Raw genomic sequence first — 22,736 nt, 5'->3', positions numbered from 1 at the left:
GCTTAAAGAATAGTTATGTAATATTTTTGCAAAGGTAAAAAGGGGTAGTAATGGAAAATATATTTTTAGAATCATATGATGTTTTTAAGGTATGTAAATCCCCAAGCAAATTAAAAATTTATGATGAATTTTTGCAAAACAACAAAAGGTACTCTATAACGCGTTGCTACTACGTAATTGTAGTGGACAATACCTTTTTAACCTACTCACATCTAATGGTCTATGAGCAGCTGCTCTATCTTTTATACTCACAAAACAAGCTAAAAAATGGCGACTTTTCGCTCACCCTTAAAAAAGCAGAGCTTGCTAAGAAATTTAAAACAGATATCACCAAAAGTGCCACAGATACGATAAAGTGCTTTTACGAGATGCAAGATGTTAAAATTTCGATCTTTGTAAAAGATAAGATCGAAAAGCAGATGAATATCATCGAATTTATAGACGCAGATCAGACTGAAAAGTATGGCGAGCTACAAGATGAGATAAATTTGAGGCTAAACCCAGAATTTGTAAAGCTCTACCGATGCATCTATCTTGATAAGATCGAGTATTTAAACAGCTTTGACATAGAGCAAGGTAGCTTCATAAGATACTTCATGCAGCACGAGCTAGATGGTGGTGTAAGAAGCTCAGCTATTATCGATAAAATGGGCGTTTTAAACTATTTGCCTTTTGCTTATAAAAAGCGTTTCGAGCAAGAGGTGGCAAATGTTAGCTTTTATTATAAAAATGAAAAATACGAGATAAAAGATGGCTTTGTAGTAGTCACAAATCACGAAAATAGAGTGATGGATAATCAAAATGCTTCGATCGAACTCTTTGGTCTTATCTATGAGCAGATCACTAAAAACTGCACCAAAAACATCGTGCTAAATGATGTAAATTTGCAAAATTATTACGCAAGGTTTGGTAAATTTGAGACAAATCAAACTATCTTTAAAATTTTTAGCAATATGGAGCTCATGCTAAATCACTCAATGCAAAAAGAAAATGCCAAAATTTCTTTCTTCTCTCACTTTTTTGAAAGCATAGTCTGTAAAAGAGATGCGGAGCTTGAAATTTTGATCGAACTAAATCAAAAAGGCTTTGAGTATATCATCTCGCGAAGTGCAAATTTAGACTTTTATAACGTTGAGTCAGCTGACTACGGACTTACTTCATATCCAGCTAGCTCGTGTGCGGTGGGTGGAAATTTCTAAATTCAGTTGATTTTAGCTTTTAGTTTGGTGATAACTTCGTCAAGCTTGCCGCTATTTTGAGCGTGCTTTAAGCATTCGTTTATCTCGGTCATCTTTTTGGTAAATTCGTTTTTTATAATGTCAGCCACAAAGTCCTCGCTGTTAGTCTCGTCCAAGATAGGATACATGTCTCGCCAGATATCTTTGATCCACCAGCCGCATTTTGATATACAAGGGAACTCTTTAAGCTCGCCAAGCTTTAGGCTCATCATAATCTCATCAGAGTGCTTAATATCGTCTGTGACAAAGTCTTTATGAGCGTTATCAAAGCTCGTAAACATGCGATAGCCAAGGCTTGATACGTTGTTTTCTGAGCAAATTCTAAACTGAAAAATATTATCTTCATAGTCTAAATTCGATATGCAAATTTGATGTTTTTGGGTGAAATTTGGAAATGAGTTAAACCTTTTATCATCTATATTAAGCTGCCACTTTGAGTCATTATCGCTAGTTAAAAACTCCTTAAAGCTTAGTTGTACAAATTCTTTATAGCTCATCTCGTCAGCTGTGAAAAAGTCATAATTACTACTGTTTTTTTCTTTAAAATCTTTAAATTTCATATCATTTCCGATCAAAAAAGTGTAACTATTTTACTACTTCTTAGGATAAAAGTTATTAAATTTTACAAAATTTATAAGATTGTTTATCCGCGAGCTATTTTGATTTTAAAAATTTGAGTTGTGTAGCAAATGATTTTTCAAAAACAAATCAAATTTTCATCCTTGACTATCTCTATATTTTTATTGGCAAAAATAATATTTGGTACCACTAAAGCAATAATATCTATGTTTTTAGAGAAATTCATAATGCCTAAAAATTTTACTAATTTCAGCCTATCTTTTCTTTTAGAAATTCCAAAATTTCTTGTGCTTTTTCATTTAGCGACTCTTTTGGGATCTGTAAGAAGCTGCCTTCTTTTAAGATCAAAGCTATAAAATCATCCGTTTCGCAAGTGCCAAGAAACGCACCATATGAAAAATGAACCGTGCTCGTTGCTGTGGCAAACAAGACCTCATCATCATATATAACGATCTCTTGTTCGCGCTCAACATCGATGTTTGAGTAAATGGCTCTAGTAAATAAAACTGGTTTAATTATAGCCGCATAAATATAGAGCAAGACTATGCCGACACAAAGAACAATGGCTAAATTTTTTGCCAAAAAAGAGACGTCACTTATATCCGAAAAAACTGTTAAGTCGTTCTCAAAAACGTTAAAAAGCACAAGCAAAGCTACTGCACATAGCACAGCAAATGGCAGCTCGATTGCTCTCATCAAAAACACAAATTTATTCTTCTTATAGACGGTGCTTGAGACCTTGTGTAGTAGCTTTTTAAATTTAGCATCGTTTTTTATACTAAATTTCGCTCTAAATTTTTCATTTTGCATGTTATTTCTTTAAATTTTGGCTAAATTTCATCCGTGATGATCTCTATCTTGCTCGTATCAACCAAGCTGCCGTCTATGATGATCTCCTCTATCCTGCCAGCTCTTATGACGCCTCTTTTTGGGTTTTTCACACTTTTTATGCTGCTTTTTGTGCTCACATCGACGCTTGAATACTCAAAAGCAAGGCTTGTATCCATAAAAATGCAATCTTTCACGACCAAATTTTCCACGTAGCAAAGTGCTTGCAAGCTCTTTATCGTGCAGTTTATGAGTATCACATTTTTAGCGTTCCAAGCTAGGTACTCGCCTGAGATGAGGCAGTTTTGCGCGACCACGTTTTCGCAGTTCCAAAAGGCATCTTTTGAGATGAGTTTTGAGTTTGTGATGCGGAGGTTTTTGCAGCTATCAAAGCAGTAGTTGCCGTCCAAGCTTAGCCCATCAATCTCTAAATTTTCGCTGTTTGCCCCAAAGTAATCCCCTTTTGCAAAGGCGTTTTTTATCTTCACGTCCTCGCACCCCCAAAGTGTCTCGGCGGCATCTGAGAAATTTGCATTTTCAAGTAAAATTTGCGAGCTTTTTCTAAAGCTTTTTGGCGCATTTATGACCACATCTTTGAAGCTTAAATTTGTGCTGTACCACATGCCAGCCCTTGCTAGAGGCTCCAAGTATCCGCCATTTAGCGTGATGTCACTTGCGTACCAAAGTGGATATTTGTAGGCAAAAATGCACTCGTTTAGCTTTAAATTTGAGCTATGTTTTAGCGGTGACTCGCCATCTTCAAAGATGCAGTTAGTAAAATTTAGTCCCTTTGCTCCAAACATCGCGCGCTCGCCAGTGAAAATTTCAGCGTTTCTCTCTTGCATTTTTGTCCTTTATTAAATTTTTCTTTTAAAATTATACTGATTTTCTTAAAATTTATTGCAAAATGCCATTAAATTTACTTTAAAGATGCAAAGCGTTATAATCGCCCCAAAAAAGGAGCAAAAATGGGTTTAAAATCAGACTCTTGGATAAGGAAAATGTCGGTTGAAAAGAAGATGATCGTGCCATTTGCCGAGGAGCAAGTGGGCCGCGGCGTCGTTAGCTACGGCGTTTCTAGCTATGGCTATGATATACGCGTGGGCGATGAGTTTAAAATTTTCACAAACATCGGCGGGACCGTCGTTGATCCAAAGAATTTTGATGAGAAAAATGTGGTCGATTTTAAGGGCGACGTCTGCATAGTGCCGCCAAATTCTTTTGCTTTGGCACGCACGATCGAGTACTTCAACATGCCTGATAACGTGCTAGCGATCTGCCTTGGCAAGAGCACATACGCAAGATGCGGCATCATTGTAAATGTGACGCCTTTTGAGCCGGGATTTAAGGGGCATATCACGATAGAGATCTCAAACACGACGCCACTTCCTGCGAAAATTTATGCAAACGAGGGCATCGCGCAGGTGCTATTTATCGAGGGTGATGAGCCTTGCGAGGTGACTTATGCTGATAAAAACGGCAAATACCAAGCCCAAGAAGGCATCACGCTACCTAGAATTTTGAAGTAATTTTCATGCCTTTGCGACTTTGCAAAGGCTAAATTTATCGCCCACTTTTTATAAAAACCCTAAACAATAACGAAATTTTGACGAAATAGAAGCTAGAAAGAGCAGAGCTTTGATAAATAAATTTTAAATTTGGCACAGCTTTTGCTTAAAAATTTATAAACTAGCTCATAAATCAAGCTCAAATATAAGGATATACATGACAGAAAAAAAAGATAAAAAAGTAGCTGCGCAGATAAAAGAAACAAAGCTAAACGGTATAACAAATCCTATCTTTGAGAAGAATCTTCAAGCACTATTTCAGCAAGATGAAGTTTTGGCTGCTAGGCTATTTAGTATGACATCACAAAATAAATATGAGATAGTTTTAGGGAAAAATGATCCTTTGGATATAAATATCATAAACAAAGAGACGTCTGAATCCATATATGAAAATCCTGTCGAAGAGACATATAAGATGCTTGATGAGATAGAAAAAAAATACAAAAGATACCCAGGTCTTTTTTTCTATGGTCTTGGAAATGGTGTATTTTATAAAGCTCTAGCAAAAAATAAGACTCATAAAAGCATTGCTATCATTGAACCAGAGATCGAAATAATTTATAGCGTTTTAAATTTGATCGATCTATCTGAAGAGTTAGAAAAAGAGCAGATAGTGCTATTTTTCTCAGAATTTACAACTCACACACAGTTTCACTATCTTATAGTAAACGCTGAGTTAGAACCCTACTCAAAGACATACAATTTAATAATACACTCTAAATTTTATGATCAATTTTCAGATGACTATATAGATATAAATAAAAAATTTGCAGAGGCATTTTCTCATATAGTTATAGCCCATGGCAACTCTATAGATGATCTTTTGATAGGCACAAGGCAAAATATAGAAAATTTACCAGAGATGTTTAAAAATTATTGCTACCATGATCTAATCAAAAAGAGGCATAAGCTAGTTGATACAGCCATAATTGTCTCTACTGGCCCAAGCTTAGACAAGCAGCTAGAGACACTTAAAAAATTTGCACCTTATGTAAGTATTATAAGTGTCGATGCTTCATACCCCATACTTGCTAGAAATGGTATAAAGCCTGACTACGTAACATCGATTGAACGCATGATACCAACATCTACTTTTTTTGAAAAAAAACACCCAGATGTTGATGAAGATATATATTTTGTTATTTCTTCGGTGACCCATACACAAAGCGTAAAAAATATATTACCAAGACGCTTAGTGCTTACCATGAAGCCACAACATGAAGAGAAGATGTTCGGTTTAAAAAAATATGGCTATTTAGGAGTAGGACATAGTTGTGCAAACATGGCTTATCAGTTGGCCTATGTGTTAGGACATAAAAATATTGTTTTTATAGGTCAGGATCTTGCTTTTGGCAAAGATGGAGCAAGTCATGCAAAAGGTCATACTATAGCTCAGCCAGATGAAAATTTATATATCACAGCTTATGGTGGCGAAGGAGAAGTACGAACAACTTATGTTTGGACGCTATTTAAAAATCAGTTTGAAAATGATATTGAGCAGTCCAAACTCGAAAATATAACTTCGTATAACTGTACTGAAGGTGGTGCAAGAATAGAAGGAACTATAGAAAGACCATTTTTGGAGGTTATGAGAGAGCTTTGTGTGGATAAAAAAGAAAAGAAACTGCCTCACATATCAAAAAATAGTGAAAAAACAACAAATAACGATATGCTAAAAGCCTATAAAGTAATACAAGAAAAGATAAAAATGCAAACATTTTTGAAGAAAGAGCTTGAAAAAGTATTTTTAGAAGTTACTCCTAGGATAGATGAGTTAAATTTACTAAGAGAACAAGACAAGATAACTCAAAAGCATTTTGATGAACTTTTAAAAATAGTCAAGAAAGTAGATAAAGCCAAAGACTTTATATCAAAAAGAAAGTATATGAAATACATACAAAATGTTTTTATGATATCGGTTTTCTACCAGGAGCTAGAGCTTGCTAAAATTTCTGTAGCACCTAGCGATACGAACAAAGAAAAAATAGATAAGTTATTTGAATGGGCAAATGCGCATAAATACTGGCTATTTTCGGCAGCCGGTGGCATAAATGCTGATATAGAAACAACAAAAGAAGCCTCTAAGCCTCTTATAAAAGAGCTTAAAAAACGTGGAATATTTCCAAAAGAAGACTAAAAATGGATATCTTAAGCTTAATAGGACGCACGAAAAATCTCTTTGAAGATGACATAAATGCGCTTGATAAAGAACTAAAAGAGATAGTTTCAAGCTCAAGCTTTTTAGTTATCGGTGGGGCAGGATCTATAGGCTCTGCCGTGACAAAAGAGATCTTTATAAGAGATCCCAAAAAACTCTACGTCGTTGATATCTCTGAAAACAACCTTGTTGAACTAGTGCGCGATATAAGAAGCGAGTTTGGATATATAAATGGTGACTTTAAAACTTTTGCCATAGATGTTGCAAGCGCCGAATTTGACGCACTTTTGGCGCAAAGTGGTGGATTTGACTACGTGTTAAATTTATCAGCGCTAAAGCACGTTAGAAGCGAAAAAGACCCATTTACACTCATGAGAATGCTTGAAACAAACATCTTTAACACTGATAAAACGCTGGCTCAAGCTTCGGATATGAAGTCAAAAAAATATTTCTGCGTTAGCACCGACAAGGCCGCAAACCCTGTAAATTTAATGGGAGCTAGCAAGCGCATCATGGAGATGTTTGCGTTTAGGCACTCTTTAGAGGTCGACGTCTCGATGGCTAGGTTTGCAAACGTAGCATTTAGCGACGGCTCGCTTCTTTTTGGCTTTCAAAAACGCATAGAAAAGTCTCAGCCCATAGTCGCTCCAAACGATGTCAGGCGCTACTTTTTAACGCCAAAAGAGAGCGGTGAACTCTGCCTTTTAAGCACCATTTTTGGCGACAATAGAGATATATTTTTCCCAAAACTAGATGAAAATTTAGACCTCATAACATTTAGCGAGATAGCCAAGCGATACTTGGCAAATTTGGGCTACAAGCCATTTTTGTGTGAAAATGAGGAGGAGGCTAGAAAGCTAGCCAAAGTGCTTCCAAAAGATGGCTTTTATCCTTGTCTTTTTGCGCCTAGCGACACGACTGGAGAGAAGGACTACGAGGAGTTTTTCGTTGATGGCGAGAAGCTTGATATGCAAAGACTTCAAAATATCGGCATAGTTAAAAATGATGCAAATTTTGACAACAAAAAGCTAGAAATTTTTAAAAACAATATCTTAAATTTAAAATCAAGCTTGACATGGAGCAAAGAGGATATTTTACACGAAGTTTTCGAGCTCATACCAAATTTTATGCATAAAGAAACAGGAAAATATCTCGATGAAAAAATGTGATTTTGACGAGGTTTTGAAATTTATAAAAAGCACCTTTAATAAGGACAAAGTCCCGCTTCACGAGCCTAAATTTATAGGCAATGAGAAAAAATATCTACTTGAGTGCATCGACTCTAGCTTTGTCTCAAGTGTCGGCAAATTTGTCGATGAGTTTGAGAGCAAGCTAGCTCAAATGGTCGGTGCTAAATTTGCAGTGGCTACGACAAATGGCACCTCTGCGCTTCACATCTGCCTAAAACTAGCCGGAGTAGAGCAAAATGACGAAGTGATCACGCAGCCAGTTACTTTTATAGCCACTTGCAACGCCATTAGTTACCTTTTTGCAAAGCCAGTTTTCGTGGACGTTGATCTTGATACGCTCGGTATGTCGCCAGCCTCACTTAGCGCATTTTTAGAGAAAAACTGCGAGCTAAAAGGCGGCAAATGTGTAAATAAAACTAGTGGCAGGATAGTGCGTGCCTGCGTGCCTATGCATACTTTTGGACTGCCTTGCAAGATAGATGAGATAGCCGAAATTTGCAAGCGTTGGAACATCACTTTAGTAGAAGATAGCGCCGAGAGCCTTGGCAGCTACTATAAAGGGACTCATACAGGGAATTTTAGCAAGCTTGCGGCGATGAGCTTTAATGGCAATAAGATCGTCACAAGTGGCGGTGGCGGAGCTATCATCACAAACTACGAGGAGATAGCAAGGCACGCTAAATTTATCACTACAACCGCCAAAGTGCCACATCCTTTTGAGTATCGTCACAGCGAGATCGGCTACAACTACCGCCTGCCAAATTTAAACGCGGCCCTTCTTGTGGCGCAGCTTGAAAATTTAGAGCTATTTTTAAAGAGCAAACGCGAGCTTGCGATGATATATAAAGAGTATTTTGCTAAATTTGATGATGTGAAATTTATAGATGAGCCAGCGGACGCTAGGTCAAATTTTTGGCTAAATGCGGTGCTATTTGAGAGCCGTGAAAAACGAGATGAGTTTTTGAAATTTAGTAATGAAAATGGCGTTTTTACGCGTCCTATATGGCAGCTTATGAATGAGCTTGATATGTTTAAGGACTGCCAAAGAGATGAGCTAAAAAATGCTAAATTTCTAAGCGATAGGATAGTAAATATCCCAAGTAGCGCAAGAGTTTAGCCGTGCAAGATATAGTTTTAGTAGGTGGCGGTGGGCACTGCAAAAGTGTGATAGATGTCATCGAGTGCGGGTCTAAATTTAATATAATTGGTATCATAGATACAGCAGAAAATATTGGCAAAAAGGTGCTTGGCTACGAGATCATCGGTAGCGATGATGATCTGGCTGAGGTTTTTAAATCATGCAAAAATGCTGTGGTGACGGTTGGTCAGATAAAAAACAGTGAGCCTAGAAAAAGGTTGTTTGCACTGCTAAAAGAAATAGGTTTCATACTTCCAACCATCATCTCACCACTTGCGTATATCTCAAAGCATGCATGTGTAGCTGAGGGAAGCGTAGTGATGCATCATGCCTTGATCAACGCTGGTGCAAGTGTCGGCAAAAACTGCATTATAAATACAAAGGCGCTTGTGGAGCATGACGCAACTATCGGCGATCATTGCCATATCTCAACAGCAAGTGTGGTAAATGGCGGCGTTGTTGTGCAAGATGGGGCATTCTTTGGCAGCAATGCAACCAGCAAAGAGTATATAGTGATAGGCGAAAATTCTATCATAGGCGGCGGAACTAGCGTGATGAGAAACTTGGAGAAAAACGCTTTTATAAAGGCGTAAAACTAGCATTTTAAAGGAAATTTGATGTCAAATAGGGTTTTTATCATAGCTGAGGCTGGAGTAAATCACAATGGTGATATAAATTTAGCCAAAAAACTGATCGATGTAGCATCCAAAGCTGGCGCTGATGCAGTGAAATTTCAGACCTTTAAAGCTCAAAATCTTGTTTCAAAAAATGCGCAAAAGGCTAGCTATCAAAAAGAAACTACCGATAAAAATGAAAGCCAGTTTGAGATGATAAAAAAGCTTGAACTAGACGAGAACACGCATAAAGAGCTTATAGCCTACTGCAAAGAAAAAAATATCACTTTTCTCTCAACTCCTTTTGATAGCGACAGCATAAAGCTTCTTGACGAGCTGGGGCTTGGCATGTTTAAAATCCCAAGTGGCGAGATAACAAATTTGCCATATCTTAGGCAGATAGGCGGGCTTAATAAAAAGATCATTCTCTCAACCGGCATGGCAAATTTAGGCGAGGTGGAAACCGCGATAGAAGCACTTGTAAAAAGCGGTACGAAACGGGAAAACATAAGCCTTCTTCATGCAAATACACAGTATCCAACGCCGATGGAGGATGTAAATTTAAAGGCGATGATAACTCTTAAAAATGCCTTTGGGCTTGAAGTCGGGTATAGCGATCATACGCTTGGCATCGAGGTTGATATCGCAGCGGTTGCCATGGGTGCAAAGATCATAGAAAAGCACTTTACACTCGATAAGAGTATGCCTGGGCCTGATCATAAGGCGAGCCTTGAGCCAGATGAGCTAGCGGCTATGGTTAGAGCTATTAGAAATATCGAGCTAGCACTTGGAGACGGACTAAAACACTTTAGCAAAAGCGAGAGCGAAAATATAAAAATAGCTAGAAAGTCGATCGTGGCAAAATGCGATATAAAAAAGGGTGAAATTTTTAGCGAGCTAAATATCTGTGTAAAACGCCCAGGAGACGGCATAAATCCTATGAGGTGGGATGAGGTGGTCGGACAAATTTCACAAAAAGACTATAAACAAGATGAACTAATATGAGAAAAATTTGTGTCGTTACAAGCACTAGAGCCGAATATGGCCTTCTTTACTGGCTCTTAAAAGAGATCGAGGCAGATAGTGAGCTTGAACTTCAGCTTATTGTTACTGGCATGCATTTAACCCCTGAGTTTGGACTCACATATAAAGAAATAGAAAAAGAATTTAAGATAGATAAAAAGATAGAAATTTTAAGTAGTTCTCATACAAGCCTTGATATTTGTTCGGAGATGGCAAGAGTTTATGAGAAATTTGCTCCGGCACTAGCTGAGCTTAAGCCTGATATATTGGTGCTTCTTGGTGATAGATATGAGATATTTGGTGTAGCAGGTGTCGCTAGTATCATGCAAATACCAATAGCACATATCCATGGCGGCGAGACCACGCAGGGAGCATTTGACGAAGCTTTTAGACACAGCATAACAAAGATGAGCCATATACATTTTGCAGCTACAAATGAGTACGCAAATCGCATAATTCAGCTTGGCGAAGAGCCTAGGATGGTTTTTAATGTTGGTGGCCCTGGCATAGAAAATATAAAAAAGTTAAATTTACTAAACAAAGATGAGTTTGAAAAGTCTATAAAATTTAAGCTTGCTAAAAAAAATATCCTCATCACTTTTCATCCGGTGACACTTGAAAATAGTAGTGCAAGAGAGCAGTTTGGTGAGCTTTTAAAAGCAATAGATGAGTTAGAGGATACAAATTTTATCTTTACAAAAGCAAATAGCGATACAGATGGCGATGTGATAAATAAAATGATAGATGAATATGTGAGTAAAAATTCACAAAAAGCTGTGGCGTTTGCTTCACTTGGGCAGCTAAGATACCTAAGTGCGATAAAATTTGTTGATATTGTCCTAGGAAATAGCTCAAGTGGCATCTTGGAGGTTCCAAGCTTTAAAAAAACAACCATCAACATAGGCGACCGCCAAAAAGGACGCACTAAAGCCATTAGCGTTATAGACGCTAGGCCTATAAAAGATGAAATTTTAGCGGCTATAACAAAAGCATATTCGAAGGAATTTAAGCAAATTTTACAAGACACAATCAATCCATACGATGGTGGTAGTCCAAGTAAAAAAATGCTAAAAATTTTAAAAGAGACAAAGCTTGATAATATTTTGAAAAAGAAATTTTATGATATAGGTATAAAATGAGAATAGTAAACGATATAAAACTAAGTATAAATTCAACCATAAAAGATGCCTTGCAGACTATCAACAACGGAGGGCTTCAAATAGCCATCGTTGTTGATGAAAATGATGCTCTAGTAGGTACGGTAACAGACGGTGATATCAGGCGTGGTTTGCTAAATGGCCTAGACCTAAACAGTAGCGTCAGCCTCGTAGTACATAAGAGCCCAAGTATAGCAAGTGTTGGTGATACGAAAGAGTCTATTTTAAAGATAGCACTTGCTAAAAAACTTCATAAAATTCCATTGGTTGACGAGCTTGGCAAGCTTGTGGGCATAGAAGACATCGAAGATATTATTAAGCCAGTTGGCAAGACAAATAGAGTTATCCTAATGGTAGGAGGCCTTGGCACTAGACTTAGACCACTCACGCAAGATATGCCAAAACCGATGCTAAAGGTTGGAAATAAGCCGATCCTTCAAACGATAGTCGAGAAATTTGCAGAGTATGGCTTTGTAAATATCACGATGTGCGTAAATTTTAATGCAAGTATCATTAGAGACTATTTTGGCGACGGAAAAGAATTTGGCGTAAATATAGACTACGTTTTAGAGCAAAAAAGGATGGGTACAGCAGGGGCGTTAAGCTTGCTAAAAGAGCGTCCAAGTGAGCCATTTTTTGTTATGAACGGCGATCTTCTTACAAATGTAAATTTCGAGCACATTTTTAACTATCACACGCTACATAAAGCCACAGCTACAATGTGCGTCAGAGAGTACGACTACGAGGTGCCTTACGGCGTGGTAAAGATGAATGATAATAAAATAACTGCTATCGCAGAAAAACCAGTGCAGAAATTTTTTGTAAGTGCCGGGATATATATGCTCTCACCTGAAATTTTAGATCTGATTCCACAAGATGAGTTTTATGATATGCCTACACTCTTTGAAAAGGCGATAGCTCAAGACAAAAATGTAATCTCCTTTCCGATACATGAGTATTGGATAGACATAGGACGTCTTGAAGAGTATCAAAAGGCAAATGAAGAATATGCAAAGATATTTTAATGAGATATTTTAGATGAAAGCTCTTGTTATAGGCTACGGTTCAATCGGCAAAAGACACTGCGAGGTCTTAGAGACTTTAGTACAGATAGATGAAATTTGCCTAGTTACTAGCCAGGATGTGGCTGGTAAAGTGTGCTATAAAAACTTAGAAGAGGTCTCAAATTTAGATAAGTTTGACTACTTCGTCATAGCAACTCCCACATTTTTACATCTAGAAAATTTGAAATTTATAGATGAAAGAGTGAGTGGCAAGATCATACTTTGTGAAAAGCCATTGTTTGAAAAAAAATATAAATTCACGCCCAAAAATAATAAAATTTTTGTAGGTTATGTGCTAAGGTTTCATCCATTGTTGCAACAGCTAAAAGAGTTTTTAAAAAACGAGAAAATTTTATATCTAAATGCCAATTGCGGTCAGTATCTACCAAGCTGGCGAAGTGGCGATTATAGAAGATGCTATAGTGCTAGCAAAGAAAAAGGTGGTGGCGTCTTGCTAGATCTTAGCCATGAGCTAGACTATGCTATGTGGTTATGTGGCAAATTTGAAAACCTAATGAGCTTTCAAGGTAAAATTTCAAATTTAGAGATAACAAGCGATGATCTATGTATGATTTTTGGTAAGACAAAAATGGATGCCATAGTAAATGTAAGCATTGACTATCTAAGCCATATCACACATAGAAGCTTGCGTGTGGAGTGCGAAGGCTCTACATATGAGCTTGACTTTATGGCAGGCACACTTACTAAGCAAGATAGTAGTAAGCAAATTTTAAATATGCCAAATTTGGCAAGAAACGAGATGTTTTTAGCTATGCATAAAGATGTTTTGGGTGAGCAAAGATATATTTGTAGCTTTGATGAGGGGCTAGATGTGATGGACGCGATAGATCAAATTCAAAGGCAAAACAATGAGTAATGTTTTATGTACGATATGCGCAAGAGGCGGTAGTAAGGGAGTAAAGGGCAAAAATGTGCGCGAGCTTTGCGGCAAGCCACTTATAGCTCACACCATAGAGCAGGCAATAGCATCAAATTTGTTTGAACATATAGTTATTAGCACAGATAGCGACCTGATAGCAGAAGCAGCTGTAAAGTACGGTGCGGAGGTCTTTTTTAAAAGAGATGCTACTATGGCTAGTGATACAGCAGGAAAGCTTGATGTTATAAAAGATGTTTTTTTAAAGAGTGAGGAACATTATGGACGTAAATTTGACTACGAAATCGACCTTGATGCTACATCTCCACTTCGTGATGTAAGCGATATAACAAATTCTTTTGAGCAGTTTTTGCGTGATGATAATGACAACTTAATAACCGCTATGCCAAGCAGAAGAAGTCCATATTTTAATTTAGTTGAAATTTATCCAGATGGACATGTAGCGCTAGCAAAAACTTTACCAAATGCTATTTTATGCCGTCAAGATGCACCAAAGACTTATGATATGAACGCTTCTATTTACATCTGGAAGCGTGAAGTTTTGCTAAATAATGACACTTTATTTTTATCAAAAACCGGACTTTATGTGATGGATGAAGATAGATCGATCGATATAGATTGTGAGCTTGATTTTAAATTTGTAGAGTTTTTAATGAAGGAAAAAAATGCTAACAGATAAGGTTGTAGTAGTTACAGGGGGAGCTGGTAGGATAGGAAGCGCTTTTATAAGAGCGATTGCTGGCCAAAACGGAGTTGGTGTGATAGCAGAGGTCGATACAAAAAGAGCAAATTTATTAAAAGATGAGATTACAAGCGCGCAAAAAGATGCGAGGATCGAGGTTTTGCAAATTGATATCAGTGATGCAAATTCTATCAATGAAGCTATAAATTTCTTGCATTCAAAATATGGTCACATAGATGCACTAGTGAATAATGCCTATCCAAAAAGTAAAAATTACGGTAAGAAATTTTTTGAGATCGACATGGATGATTTTAATGCCTTTTTAAATTTACATCTTGGCGGATACTTTAATATCTCACAAAATTTCATCAGGTATTTTTTAAGGCAAGGTCATGGTAATATCATAAACATCTCATCCATTCAAGGTATCGGAGCGCCTGCCTTTGAGACATATGAGGGGACAAATATGCACTCTCCAGTCGAATACACAGTCGTAAAACACGGCCTTCTTGGTATGACAAAATATATGGCAAAGATGTTTAAAAAAGATAATATCCGCGTGAATGCCATAAGTCCTGGAGGGATTTTGGACGGACAGCCTGAGCCATTTTTAAGCCAATATAAAAAGAGATGTGGCACAAAAGGCATGCTTGACGCAAATGATATATGTGGGGCTTTGGTGTATCTGCTAAGTGACTCTTCAAAATATCTAAATGGACAAAATATCGTAGTTGATGATGGCTTTAGCCTATAAAAATATAAATAAAATAGTATAAATTTATCTAGTCTAAGCTAGATAAATTTATATATCGCTTTTTATACGCACTTTTTCTCATACTAAATTTTACCAAGCGAGAGCTTGCTATCTATAATTTTTCTATTTTTACAATTTAACTTAATATGGAAAAATATCTAAAACCCCAAAGACTAGCTTTGGGGCTGGGGGTTTGCGTATTGTAAAAGCATTAACACATTAAGGCTTTGCTACTGCAACAAAGCCCTATTTAAAACTTAATTTAACTAGCTACGTTATTGTAGAAGTTTCATTACGTTTTGTTGAACGCTGTTTGCTTGACTCATAGCATAAGCACCTGATTGAGCTAGGATGTTATGTTTTGAGAAGTTAGCAGACTCGCTAGCAAAATCTACGTCCCTGATTTGTGATTCTGCTGATTTTACGTTAACTTGAGTTACAGTGATGTTGTTAACTGTAGCTTGAAGTTGGTTTTGAACTGAACCAAGGTCTGAACGAACTTGATCAAGTGTTTTTTGAGCTGACTCAGCGATGTCCATAACAGCCATTGCGCCTTTTAGTGTCATTACACCAGCTGATTGAGCTACTGTAAGCACTTTAGTCATTCTTTGGAAGCCCATAGCACTAGCTAGTTTGCCGTCTATTTGACCTCTTACATCTCTTAAAGCAACTGAAGCTTGAGCACCACCTTTTGCTGAGAAAGCTTCTGACTCTAGTTTTAGAGCATCACCGCCAGCTGCGCCTTTTGCAGATAGTTTGATATCTCTACCATCAAGGCGAACAAGGTTGATACGACCAACGAAAACTTGGTCTTTTTTCATACCGATTGCTTTTGAGATGTTATCACCTGAAACGCTAAACGCACGACCGTCACGGCTTGTTAGAACCATTTTACCTTCTGTATTGATAGAAGCTTCAACACCTGTTTGATCTTTAACAGCGTTGATCGCATTTACTAGTGCGCCGTTGCTATCGTTTTCTTTTACATCAAGGTCGCCGATTTTAACGCCGTTGATAGCAAAGCTTTTGATAGATACGCTTACTATAGAAGTTGACATAGTTCTAGTTACATCAAATGTAGCTCTAATGCCTGTCTTATCAGATGTTTTATTGATATTTTCTGCTAATTTACCAACACCAGTTCCAAGACCAGTTGATATCTTAGTAGAAGCTATACTAATATCATTTACACCATCAACGCTTAAGAATTTAAGGCTAACTTTATCTGTACCAGTTAGTAGTTTTGAACTCTCAAAACGTGTAAGACCGATCTTGTCAGATGTAGTCGCACCAATACTTGCTTTAACAGTTTGGTTTGAATAAGCACCTATTTGGAATTCTTTGTTAGAGAATGTTCCGTTTAGTAGTTGCTGACCGTTAAATGAAGTAGTGTTACCGATATTGTCAAGCTCCTCCATTAGACGAACGATATCAGCTTGCAATGCTTGGCGTGATTGAGTTGTTTGGCCGTCTTGAGCTGATTGAGTAGCTTTAGTCTTGATAGTGTCAAGAACTTTTAACTGCTCGTCCATAGCTTTGTCGGCAACTTGAATGATACCAATAGCATCATTACCGTTTGCAATAGCTTGACCTAGAGCTGAAGCTTGGCTTCTTAAGCTATCTGCGATAGATAGACCTGAAGCGTCATCTGCAGCTGTTTGAATTCTAAGACCAGAACTAAGTTTGTTAAGTGACTTAGATAGGTCAACGTTGTTGCTAACTGCGTTAGCGTGTGTGTTAAGTGCGTTTACGTTTGTGTTAATACGAAAACTCATTGTAAATCCTTTTATGTTTTAAGTTACGACTTCATGTCGCACGAAAACTATATCGATCGGTTTTTAAAAAAGTTTAGAGCTATGCATAAAAATTTTTATAAAAAACAAAAATCGCGCTCCACCTAAAAAATTTTCGCACGTTACACTCTAAAAAATTATTTCTGCTACAATTACGCCAAAAAAATTAAAGGCTATATATAAATGAAAAGCTTAATCATCGTGGAATCTCCCGCAAAAGCAAAGACTATCAAAAATTTCTTAGACAAAAGCTACAACGTCATCGCCTCAAAAGGTCACATTAGAGATCTGCCAAAAACGAGCTTTGGCATCAAGATAGAGGATGATAAATTTACCCCAGAGTATCGCATCAGCAGCGATCACTCCGCCATCGTAAAAGAGATAAAAGAATTAGCTAAGGGTGCTGATGAAATTTATCTCGCGACCGATGAGGATAGAGAGGGTGAGGCGATCGCATTTCACATCGCAAATGCCATCGGCAAGGAGCCAACCAGCCTGCCTCGCATCGTCTTTCACGAGATCACTAAAAGTGCTATACAAAACGCTCTAAAAAGCCCAAGGCGCGTCGATATGAATAGCGTAAATGCCCAGCAAACAAGGCGTTTGCTAGACCGCATAGTTGGCTACAAGCTAAGCCCGCTTTTAAATTTAAAGATACAAAAAGGCTTAAGTGCTGGCCGTGTGCAAAGTGCGGCGCTAAAGATAATAGTCGATCGCGAGCGTGAAATTCAGGCGTTTAAGCCAGTTGAATACTACACTATTGACACCATTTTTAAAAAAGATCTAGACGCTGAGCTAGTTAAATTTGAAAACCAAAAGATCGAAAAGCTAACTATCCAAAACCCAGACCGTGCAAAATATATCATTGAAAATTTACAAAATGAGAAATTTAGCGTCCGTGAGATCGAGAGTAAGGATAGAAAGATCCAGCCAAGCCCGCCATTTATGACATCAACCCTTCAACAAAGTGCGAGCAACCGCCTTGGCTTTAGCCCTAAAAAGACCATGATGATCGCGCAAAGTCTCTATGAGGGCGTGCAAACAAACGAGGGCTTCATGGGTGCGATCACTTACATGAGAACAGACAGCTTAAATTTAGCCAAAGAGGCCGTAGCGGCAGCTAGAGAGCACATCTTAAAAAACTATGGCAAAGAGTATCTGCCAGCCAAAGCGATCAGCTACACAACAAGCTCAAAAGGCGCGCAAGAAGCCCACGAAGCGATCCGCCCTACAAATTTAAACTTCACACCGCAAATCGCCGCTAAATTTCTAGAAAAAGACGCGCTCAAACTCTACACGCTCATCTACAATAGATTTTTAGCCTGCCAAATGAGCGCATGTGTAAGCCAAACGCAAAATGTCTATGTCGCAAGCAAAAAAGGCGAGTTTAAGATAAGTGGCAGAAAGGTGCTATTTGACGGCTTTTACAAGGTTTATGGCGAGCTTGATAAGGATAAAATCTTGCCAAATTTAAAAAAGGGCGACGAGATGAGCTTGCAAAGCATAAAAAGCACGCAAAACTTCACCGAGCCACCAGCCAGGTACTCTGAGGCTGGCCTTGTTAAAAAGCTAGAAAGCCTAGGCATCGGCCGCCCAAGCACCTACGCACCGACCATCTCGCTGTTAACATCAAGAGACTACGTGAGGATCGAGAAAAAGCAGCTCATACCAAACGAGATCGCATTTAGCATGATAGGCGTTTTGGAGGAGCACTTTAGCAACATCGTCGATAGCGAATTTACCTCACATCTTGAAGAAAAGCTCGATGAGATCGCACTTGACAAGGCTGACTGGCAAAAGGTGCTAAGCGACTTTTACTATCCATTTATGGAAAAAATTAGCGCTGGCAAAACCGGCATAAAAAGCCTAAAAACAGCCACTCCGATCGGCGAGAAGTGCCCAGAGTGCGGAAGCGAGCTAGTGCTTAGAAAGGGCAGATATGGTGAGTTTATCGCTTGTTCAAATTTCCCAAAATGCAAATACTCAAGAAACGTCGCAAAAGATAATGAAAAGAGTGCAGAAACTGGCTCTACAACGGCAGCTAAACCAAAACGCGAGCTTAAAAAGCTTGATGTGCCATGTCCAAAATGTGGCGGCGAGATCGTCGAGAGATTTAGCAGGCGCGGTAAATTTTATGGATGTGCCAACTATCCAAAATGCGACTTCATCTCAAACTACGAGCCAGTCGCGCAAAAATGCGATGAGTGTGGCGGCGATATGATCAAAAAAGAGCTTAAAAAAGGCACTTTTATAGAGTGCACAAAGTGTAAGAAAAAGACACTTATCTCTGAAAATTAAAATTTCTAGCCAAATTTTAGCCCTTGAGCCTAAATTTGGCTTATAAATTTTTGGACTTTAAATGCCTGAAACTATCGTAGAAGTTAGCCAGTATAAAGGGCAAAAGAGCCTTGTGATAAACTGCACGCAGCTAGGAGATAGCTTCACGCCGCAGTATAAAACCGCCAAGCAAAAAAGAGCAGTGCTTGATGAGTGGTGCGACTTTTTAAGAAGCGAGCAGGAGGCATTTGACGAGCTTAACTTTTGCACCAAAATGCCTCAAGAGCTCTTTGACGCAGCGTGCTACCAAAGAAATTTAAAGAGCCTTCACATCAAATGGGGCTCGTATGAGAGCCTTGACGCGCTAGCAAATCTTTCTAGCCTAGAGAGCCTTTTTGTAGGCTCAGGAGCTAGCGTAAAAAGCATCGCGCCGATCGCGACACTTACTGGGCTTGAAAGCCTTGCGGTGGAGAATTTTCAAAAGATAAGCGACTACTCTGCGATTTCAAATTTGCAAAATTTAAAGAGCCTAGAGATCAGCGGAGACGGACTTTCGCCTAAATTTATCCACATCGAAAGCTTAGAGTTTTTGCGCCAGATGCCTGGGCTAACCAGCCTTGTGATATTAACAGCTAGGCTAAAAAGCAAGGACTACTCGCCTATCTTATCTCTAAAATCCATCACTCACCTAAGCCTGCCACCACAGCACGCACTTTTTGGACTTTTTGACGAGCTTAGCGCTTTGCCAAATTTAAAAACAGGGCTTTTAAAAGAGAGAGCGGAAATTTATAAGAAAAAGTGATGCTGTAAAATTTAAATTTTCGCATAGTTTTATTTTTAAGAGTAAATTGTAAAATCTTACTCGCTCGTAAATTTTAAAATTTGCTTGAAACTTGCATGATGATAAAACGCATGCGGCACGATAGTGCTTATCACATGCACTTCTAACGTGCGAGGGGTTTTTACTTCGACTTCGTCTTGTAACTGCAAGCAGACGGGGGGATTTAAAAAGGGGGATAAGGGGGCGGCTTCGTAATTCAAGTCCCCTTGTCTCCCTTTTGGATAAAAGAGTTTTTAAATTTAAGGTCCGTATTTTTAAAAGAGAAATTTGCTATTTTGTAAATTTTAAAATTCCATTTACTCGCAAGAATTGACTACTAAAATTTGGCTTCGCTTATCGCTTAGCTCAAATTTTAGAGCCGAAATTACTCGCTCATGAAATTTTAAAATTTGTCTGACACTTGCCAGATGATAAACTGCATGCAGTGCGCCAGCACCATCGCATGCACCTCTAACGTTGTAGGGGTTAGGGGATTGTTAAGGGGGAAGGGAGCGACTTCGTAATTCAAGCCTCTTCCCCCTTAACAAAGAAACAAACATTTAAATTTACCTATTTCTCATAAATTCAAGCCACTCTACTTAAATTTTAAACCTACCAAAGCTATAATACGCCCCAAAAAAGGATAAAAATGAAAACAATCATGCTTTGTGCGATATGCTCCGTCACGCAGGGAAACTGCGCTGAAGACTGCGCTTATTGCACGCAAAGTGCCAAAGCTGGCGCTGATATCACGAAATTTAAAGAAAAAAGCGTGCAGCAGGTGGTTGACGAAGCCAAAATGGCATATAAAAACCACGCTCTTGGCTTTTGTTTAGTCACAAGTGGCGCTAGGCTAAATGACAAAAAGACCGACTACATCGCATCTTTGGCAAGAGCTGTGCATAAAGAAGTGCCAAATTTGATGCTCATCGCATGTAACGGCATGGCGACTTACGAGCAGCTTTGTGAGCTCAAAAATGCTGGCGTTTTTAGCTACAACCACAACCTCGAAACTAGCCGCGAATATTTCTCCAAAATCTGCACAACGCACTCTTGGGACGAGCGATATCAGACAAATTTAGACGCAAAAAGGGCTGGGCTCATGCTTTGCACTGGCGGCATTTATGGCGTTGGCGAGAGTGAGGCTGACAGGGTGAGTTTTAGAGCTAGCTTAAAAGAGCTTGAGCCATTTTCGTCGCCTATAAATTTTTTCATAAAAAGCGACGCTCTAAGGCTTGTTCAGCCACCTCTTAGCGCGGATGAGGCCCTAAAAATCGTACGTGAGACCAAAAGCGCACTGCCAGAAACTAGGGTCATGATAGCTGGTGGCAGGGAGAAGATTTTGGGCGAGAGGCAGTATGAGATCTTCGAAAATGGCGCAGACGCGATCGTGATAGGCGACTACCTCACCGCAAAGGGCGAGAAGGCAAGCAAGGACATCGAGGAGCTTACAAAGCGCGGTTTTAGCTTTGCAAGCATCTGCCACTAATGCTTGTAAATTTGCTTTTTGCGGGGCTTGGAGGCTTTATCGGAGCTGGGTGCAGGTTTTTAGCTGGGGAGCTGCTAAAATTTAGCCACTTTCCCCTAGCCACGCTTGGCGTAAATGTGCTTGGCAGCTTCATTATCGGCGTTTTATTTTGCCTAAATTTAAGCCAAAGCGTGAGAGTGTTCTTAGTCGTTGGCATACTTGGTGGCTTTACCACATTTTCAAGCTTTAGCCTTGATAGTGTTAAATTTTTACTAGAAGGCGAACTCGTAAAAGGCTTTTTAAATATATTTTTAAACCTTAGCCTTTGCCTACTTGCAAGCTATCTTGGCATTTTACTTGGTAAAAATTTGTGAGAGCTTGCAAATTCAACAGAGCTGTTTATAAATTTAAATTTTGTTAGATTTTTTAACTGCATGCAGTGCGTAGCACTAAGCATGCCACATCTAACGTCGTCGGGGTTAGGGGATCGTTAAGAGGGGGGGGCTTTTGCTTCGCAAGCTCGCAACTGCAAGCAGACGAGGGATTTAAAAAGGGGGATAAGGGGACGGCTTCGTAATTCAAGTCCCCTTGTCTCCCTTTTGAATAATTTGAATAAAAAGAAATTTACAAATTTAATAAAGCTATTTTTCAAATTTTAAAATCTCACTCACTCGCAAGAATTGACTACTAAAATTTGACTTCGCTTTCAGCTTAGCTCAAATTTTAGAGCCGAAATTACTCGTTCATGAAATTTTAAAATTTACTTGACACCTATCCAATTTAACAAAGCTATTCTTCAAATTTTAAAATTTTACTCACTCGCCTTAGCAGACTACTAAATTTAGGCCGCACTTCGTTTAGCACTAAATTTAGAGCCGTGATATGCTCGCTCATAAATTTTAAAATTTGCAAGAAATTTAACAAAACCCCATGCAGTGCGAAGCTTCGCCACATGCATCTCTCTACCTAGCTTCTATCTTTGGCATCTGCAGCATAAAATTTCTAGCTTCGCTTAAAAGCACTGGTTTGAGCGCATCTGCCAAGGTTTTTGGATCGTAAATTCTCTCATACGAAAGCATCAAAACTCCATCTTTTTTAAGCAAAAAATGGATTATTTCTATATTTTTGCTCTTAGTTTCATCTTTTATAAGAGCTAAAATTTGATCATTTTCTTCGCTAAAAAGCACGTTTTTATCTTGCTTAAGAGCCCTTTTTAGCTCTTCTAGCTCGTTTTTTGTCTTGACATCTTTGTCAAACTTTACCTTAAAAGCGGCAAAGTGCTCGTCCATGTTTTCATTTTTTAAAAAGTAAAAACTCTCATTTTTAACCACTTGCTTTTTATAAAATGTGCTACCATCAAATCTAAAACTCTCAACTAAATTTAGCTCGCCTGCCAAAGAAAAGACGCCAAAAAATATCAAAATAAAAAGGCTAAATTTACGCATAAAATTTCACTCCAAATTTCTAAAATAGCCGCCATTTTGCCC

The 22,736-nt window shown here is 38.4% G+C and carries 23 protein-coding genes; 16 read left to right on the top strand and 7 right to left on the bottom strand.

Going from position 1 to position 22,736, the window contains the following annotated elements; all coding sequences use genetic code 11:
• The first annotated feature begins 50 nt into the window (after nt 1-50).
• Nucleotides 51-1,199, top strand: coding sequence for a hypothetical protein (locus F3G76_RS07670; protein WP_149706377.1), 1,149 nt, complete (start codon nt 51-53; stop codon nt 1,197-1,199).
• A 2-nt stretch (nt 1,200-1,201) separates the two neighbouring features.
• Here the strand turns inward: F3G76_RS07670 and F3G76_RS07665 are convergent, their stop codons facing one another.
• The 3 genes from F3G76_RS07665 to F3G76_RS07655 all read right to left on the bottom strand — a co-directional run bounded on the left by F3G76_RS07665 (nt 1,202) and on the right by F3G76_RS07655 (nt 3,490).
• Nucleotides 1,202-1,798, bottom strand: a complete 597-nt coding sequence (locus F3G76_RS07665; RefSeq protein ID WP_103639548.1) for an effector protein — start codon at nt 1,796-1,798, stop codon at nt 1,202-1,204.
• Between the two features lie 268 nt (nt 1,799-2,066).
• On the bottom strand, nt 2,067-2,627 hold the full coding sequence (locus F3G76_RS07660; protein WP_012140503.1) for a YcxB family protein: 561 nt from the start codon (nt 2,625-2,627) through the stop codon (nt 2,067-2,069).
• Nucleotides 2,628-2,647: 20 nt separating this feature from the next.
• Nucleotides 2,648-3,490 carry a DUF3737 family protein gene (locus tag F3G76_RS07655; protein ID WP_012140501.1) on the bottom strand — a complete coding sequence of 281 codons (843 nt, stop codon included), beginning with the start codon at nt 3,488-3,490 and terminating at the stop codon, nt 2,648-2,650.
• A gap of 123 nt (nt 3,491-3,613) precedes the next feature.
• Between F3G76_RS07655 and dcd the strand changes: the two genes are divergently transcribed.
• The 11 genes from dcd (at nt 3,614) to F3G76_RS07600 (ending at nt 14,891) form a co-directional block, all read left to right on the top strand.
• Nucleotides 3,614-4,174: a dCTP deaminase gene (gene dcd, locus F3G76_RS07650; RefSeq protein ID WP_002939953.1), complete on the top strand. Its 561-nt coding sequence runs from the start codon at nt 3,614-3,616 to the stop codon at nt 4,172-4,174.
• A 196-nt stretch (nt 4,175-4,370) separates the two neighbouring features.
• Nucleotides 4,371-6,350 carry a motility associated factor glycosyltransferase family protein gene (locus F3G76_RS07645; protein ID WP_103571436.1) on the top strand — a complete coding sequence of 660 codons (1,980 nt, stop codon included), beginning with the start codon at nt 4,371-4,373 and terminating at the stop codon, nt 6,348-6,350.
• A 2-nt stretch (nt 6,351-6,352) separates the two neighbouring features.
• On the top strand, nt 6,353-7,540 hold the full coding sequence (locus tag F3G76_RS07640; protein ID WP_149706376.1) for a UDP-N-acetylglucosamine 4,6-dehydratase: 1,188 nt from the start codon (nt 6,353-6,355) through the stop codon (nt 7,538-7,540).
• Entirely contained in the window at nt 7,527-8,678 is a 1,152-nt protein-coding gene (locus tag F3G76_RS07635; protein ID WP_149706375.1) for a LegC family aminotransferase, read from the top strand. The genes F3G76_RS07640 and F3G76_RS07635 overlap by 14 nt, the downstream gene beginning before the upstream one ends.
• A gap of 2 nt (nt 8,679-8,680) precedes the next feature.
• Nucleotides 8,681-9,292: a NeuD/PglB/VioB family sugar acetyltransferase gene (locus F3G76_RS07630; RefSeq protein ID WP_149706374.1), complete on the top strand. Its 612-nt coding sequence runs from the start codon at nt 8,681-8,683 to the stop codon at nt 9,290-9,292.
• Nucleotides 9,293-9,316: 24 nt separating this feature from the next.
• The gene (gene neuB / locus F3G76_RS07625; protein WP_149706373.1) at nt 9,317-10,318 is read left to right on the top strand and encodes an N-acetylneuraminate synthase; all 1,002 of its coding nucleotides are present in this window, start codon (nt 9,317-9,319) and stop codon (nt 10,316-10,318) included.
• Nucleotides 10,315-11,475 carry a UDP-N-acetylglucosamine 2-epimerase gene (neuC, locus tag F3G76_RS07620; protein WP_149706372.1) on the top strand — a complete coding sequence of 387 codons (1,161 nt, stop codon included), beginning with the start codon at nt 10,315-10,317 and terminating at the stop codon, nt 11,473-11,475. Before neuB ends, neuC begins: the two co-directional genes overlap by 4 nt.
• Complete coding sequence (locus tag F3G76_RS07615; RefSeq protein WP_103634017.1) at nt 11,472-12,518, top strand: nucleotidyltransferase family protein; 1,047 nt, start codon at nt 11,472-11,474, stop codon at nt 12,516-12,518. Before neuC ends, F3G76_RS07615 begins: the two co-directional genes overlap by 4 nt.
• Before the next feature lie 13 nt (nt 12,519-12,531).
• Nucleotides 12,532-13,434, top strand: a complete 903-nt coding sequence (locus F3G76_RS07610) for a Gfo/Idh/MocA family protein (RefSeq protein WP_103559011.1) — start codon at nt 12,532-12,534, stop codon at nt 13,432-13,434.
• On the top strand, nt 13,427-14,134 hold the full coding sequence (locus F3G76_RS07605) for an acylneuraminate cytidylyltransferase family protein (protein ID WP_107915905.1): 708 nt from the start codon (nt 13,427-13,429) through the stop codon (nt 14,132-14,134). The genes F3G76_RS07610 and F3G76_RS07605 overlap by 8 nt, the downstream gene beginning before the upstream one ends.
• The gene (locus F3G76_RS07600) at nt 14,121-14,891 is read left to right on the top strand and encodes an oxidoreductase (protein WP_012140493.1); all 771 of its coding nucleotides are present in this window, start codon (nt 14,121-14,123) and stop codon (nt 14,889-14,891) included. Before F3G76_RS07605 ends, F3G76_RS07600 begins: the two co-directional genes overlap by 14 nt.
• Nucleotides 14,892-15,166: 275 nt before the next feature.
• On the opposite strand, the gene F3G76_RS07595 is transcribed toward F3G76_RS07600, so the two are convergent.
• Nucleotides 15,167-16,666 carry a flagellin B gene (locus tag F3G76_RS07595; protein WP_012140492.1) on the bottom strand — a complete coding sequence of 500 codons (1,500 nt, stop codon included), beginning with the start codon at nt 16,664-16,666 and terminating at the stop codon, nt 15,167-15,169.
• A 201-nt stretch (nt 16,667-16,867) separates the two neighbouring features.
• Between F3G76_RS07595 and topA the strand changes: the two genes are divergently transcribed.
• Nucleotides 16,868-18,982, top strand: a complete 2,115-nt coding sequence (gene topA / locus F3G76_RS07590; protein ID WP_149706371.1) for a type I DNA topoisomerase — start codon at nt 16,868-16,870, stop codon at nt 18,980-18,982.
• A gap of 61 nt (nt 18,983-19,043) precedes the next feature.
• On the top strand, nt 19,044-19,763 hold the full coding sequence (locus F3G76_RS07585; protein ID WP_149706370.1) for a leucine-rich repeat domain-containing protein: 720 nt from the start codon (nt 19,044-19,046) through the stop codon (nt 19,761-19,763).
• Nucleotides 19,764-19,819: 56 nt separating this feature from the next.
• On the opposite strand, the gene F3G76_RS07580 is transcribed toward F3G76_RS07585, so the two are convergent.
• Nucleotides 19,820-20,002: a hypothetical protein gene (locus F3G76_RS07580; RefSeq protein WP_149706369.1), complete on the bottom strand. Its 183-nt coding sequence runs from the start codon at nt 20,000-20,002 to the stop codon at nt 19,820-19,822.
• Between the two features lie 422 nt (nt 20,003-20,424).
• Here F3G76_RS07580 and F3G76_RS07575 point away from each other — a divergent pair, with 422 nt between their 5' ends.
• Both F3G76_RS07575 and crcB read left to right on the top strand, forming a co-directional pair.
• A complete protein-coding gene (locus F3G76_RS07575; protein WP_223227459.1) occupies nt 20,425-21,270 on the top strand; it encodes a biotin synthase in 846 nt (281 codons plus the stop codon).
• Entirely contained in the window at nt 21,270-21,623 is a 354-nt protein-coding gene (gene crcB / locus F3G76_RS07570; protein ID WP_103639556.1) for a fluoride efflux transporter CrcB, read from the top strand. The genes F3G76_RS07575 and crcB overlap by 1 nt, the downstream gene beginning before the upstream one ends.
• Nucleotides 21,624-22,038: 415 nt before the next feature.
• Here crcB and F3G76_RS10490 read toward each other — a convergent pair whose 3' ends face one another.
• Both F3G76_RS10490 and F3G76_RS07565 read right to left on the bottom strand, forming a co-directional pair.
• A complete protein-coding gene (locus F3G76_RS10490) occupies nt 22,039-22,203 on the bottom strand; it encodes a hypothetical protein (protein ID WP_159070999.1) in 165 nt (54 codons plus the stop codon).
• 8 nt (nt 22,204-22,211) lie between these two features.
• Nucleotides 22,212-22,694 (bottom strand): hypothetical protein, encoded by a 483-nt coding sequence (locus tag F3G76_RS07565; protein ID WP_149706367.1) that lies wholly within the window; start codon nt 22,692-22,694, stop codon nt 22,212-22,214.
• Nucleotides 22,695-22,736 lie beyond the last annotated feature (42 nt).

Source organism: Campylobacter concisus, from assembly GCF_902460575.1.
Classification (GTDB): domain Bacteria; phylum Campylobacterota; class Campylobacteria; order Campylobacterales; family Campylobacteraceae; genus Campylobacter_A; species Campylobacter_A concisus_AW.
The sequence above is the reverse complement of the archived record's forward strand: the minus strand, read 5'-3'. Positions and strand labels throughout refer to the sequence as shown.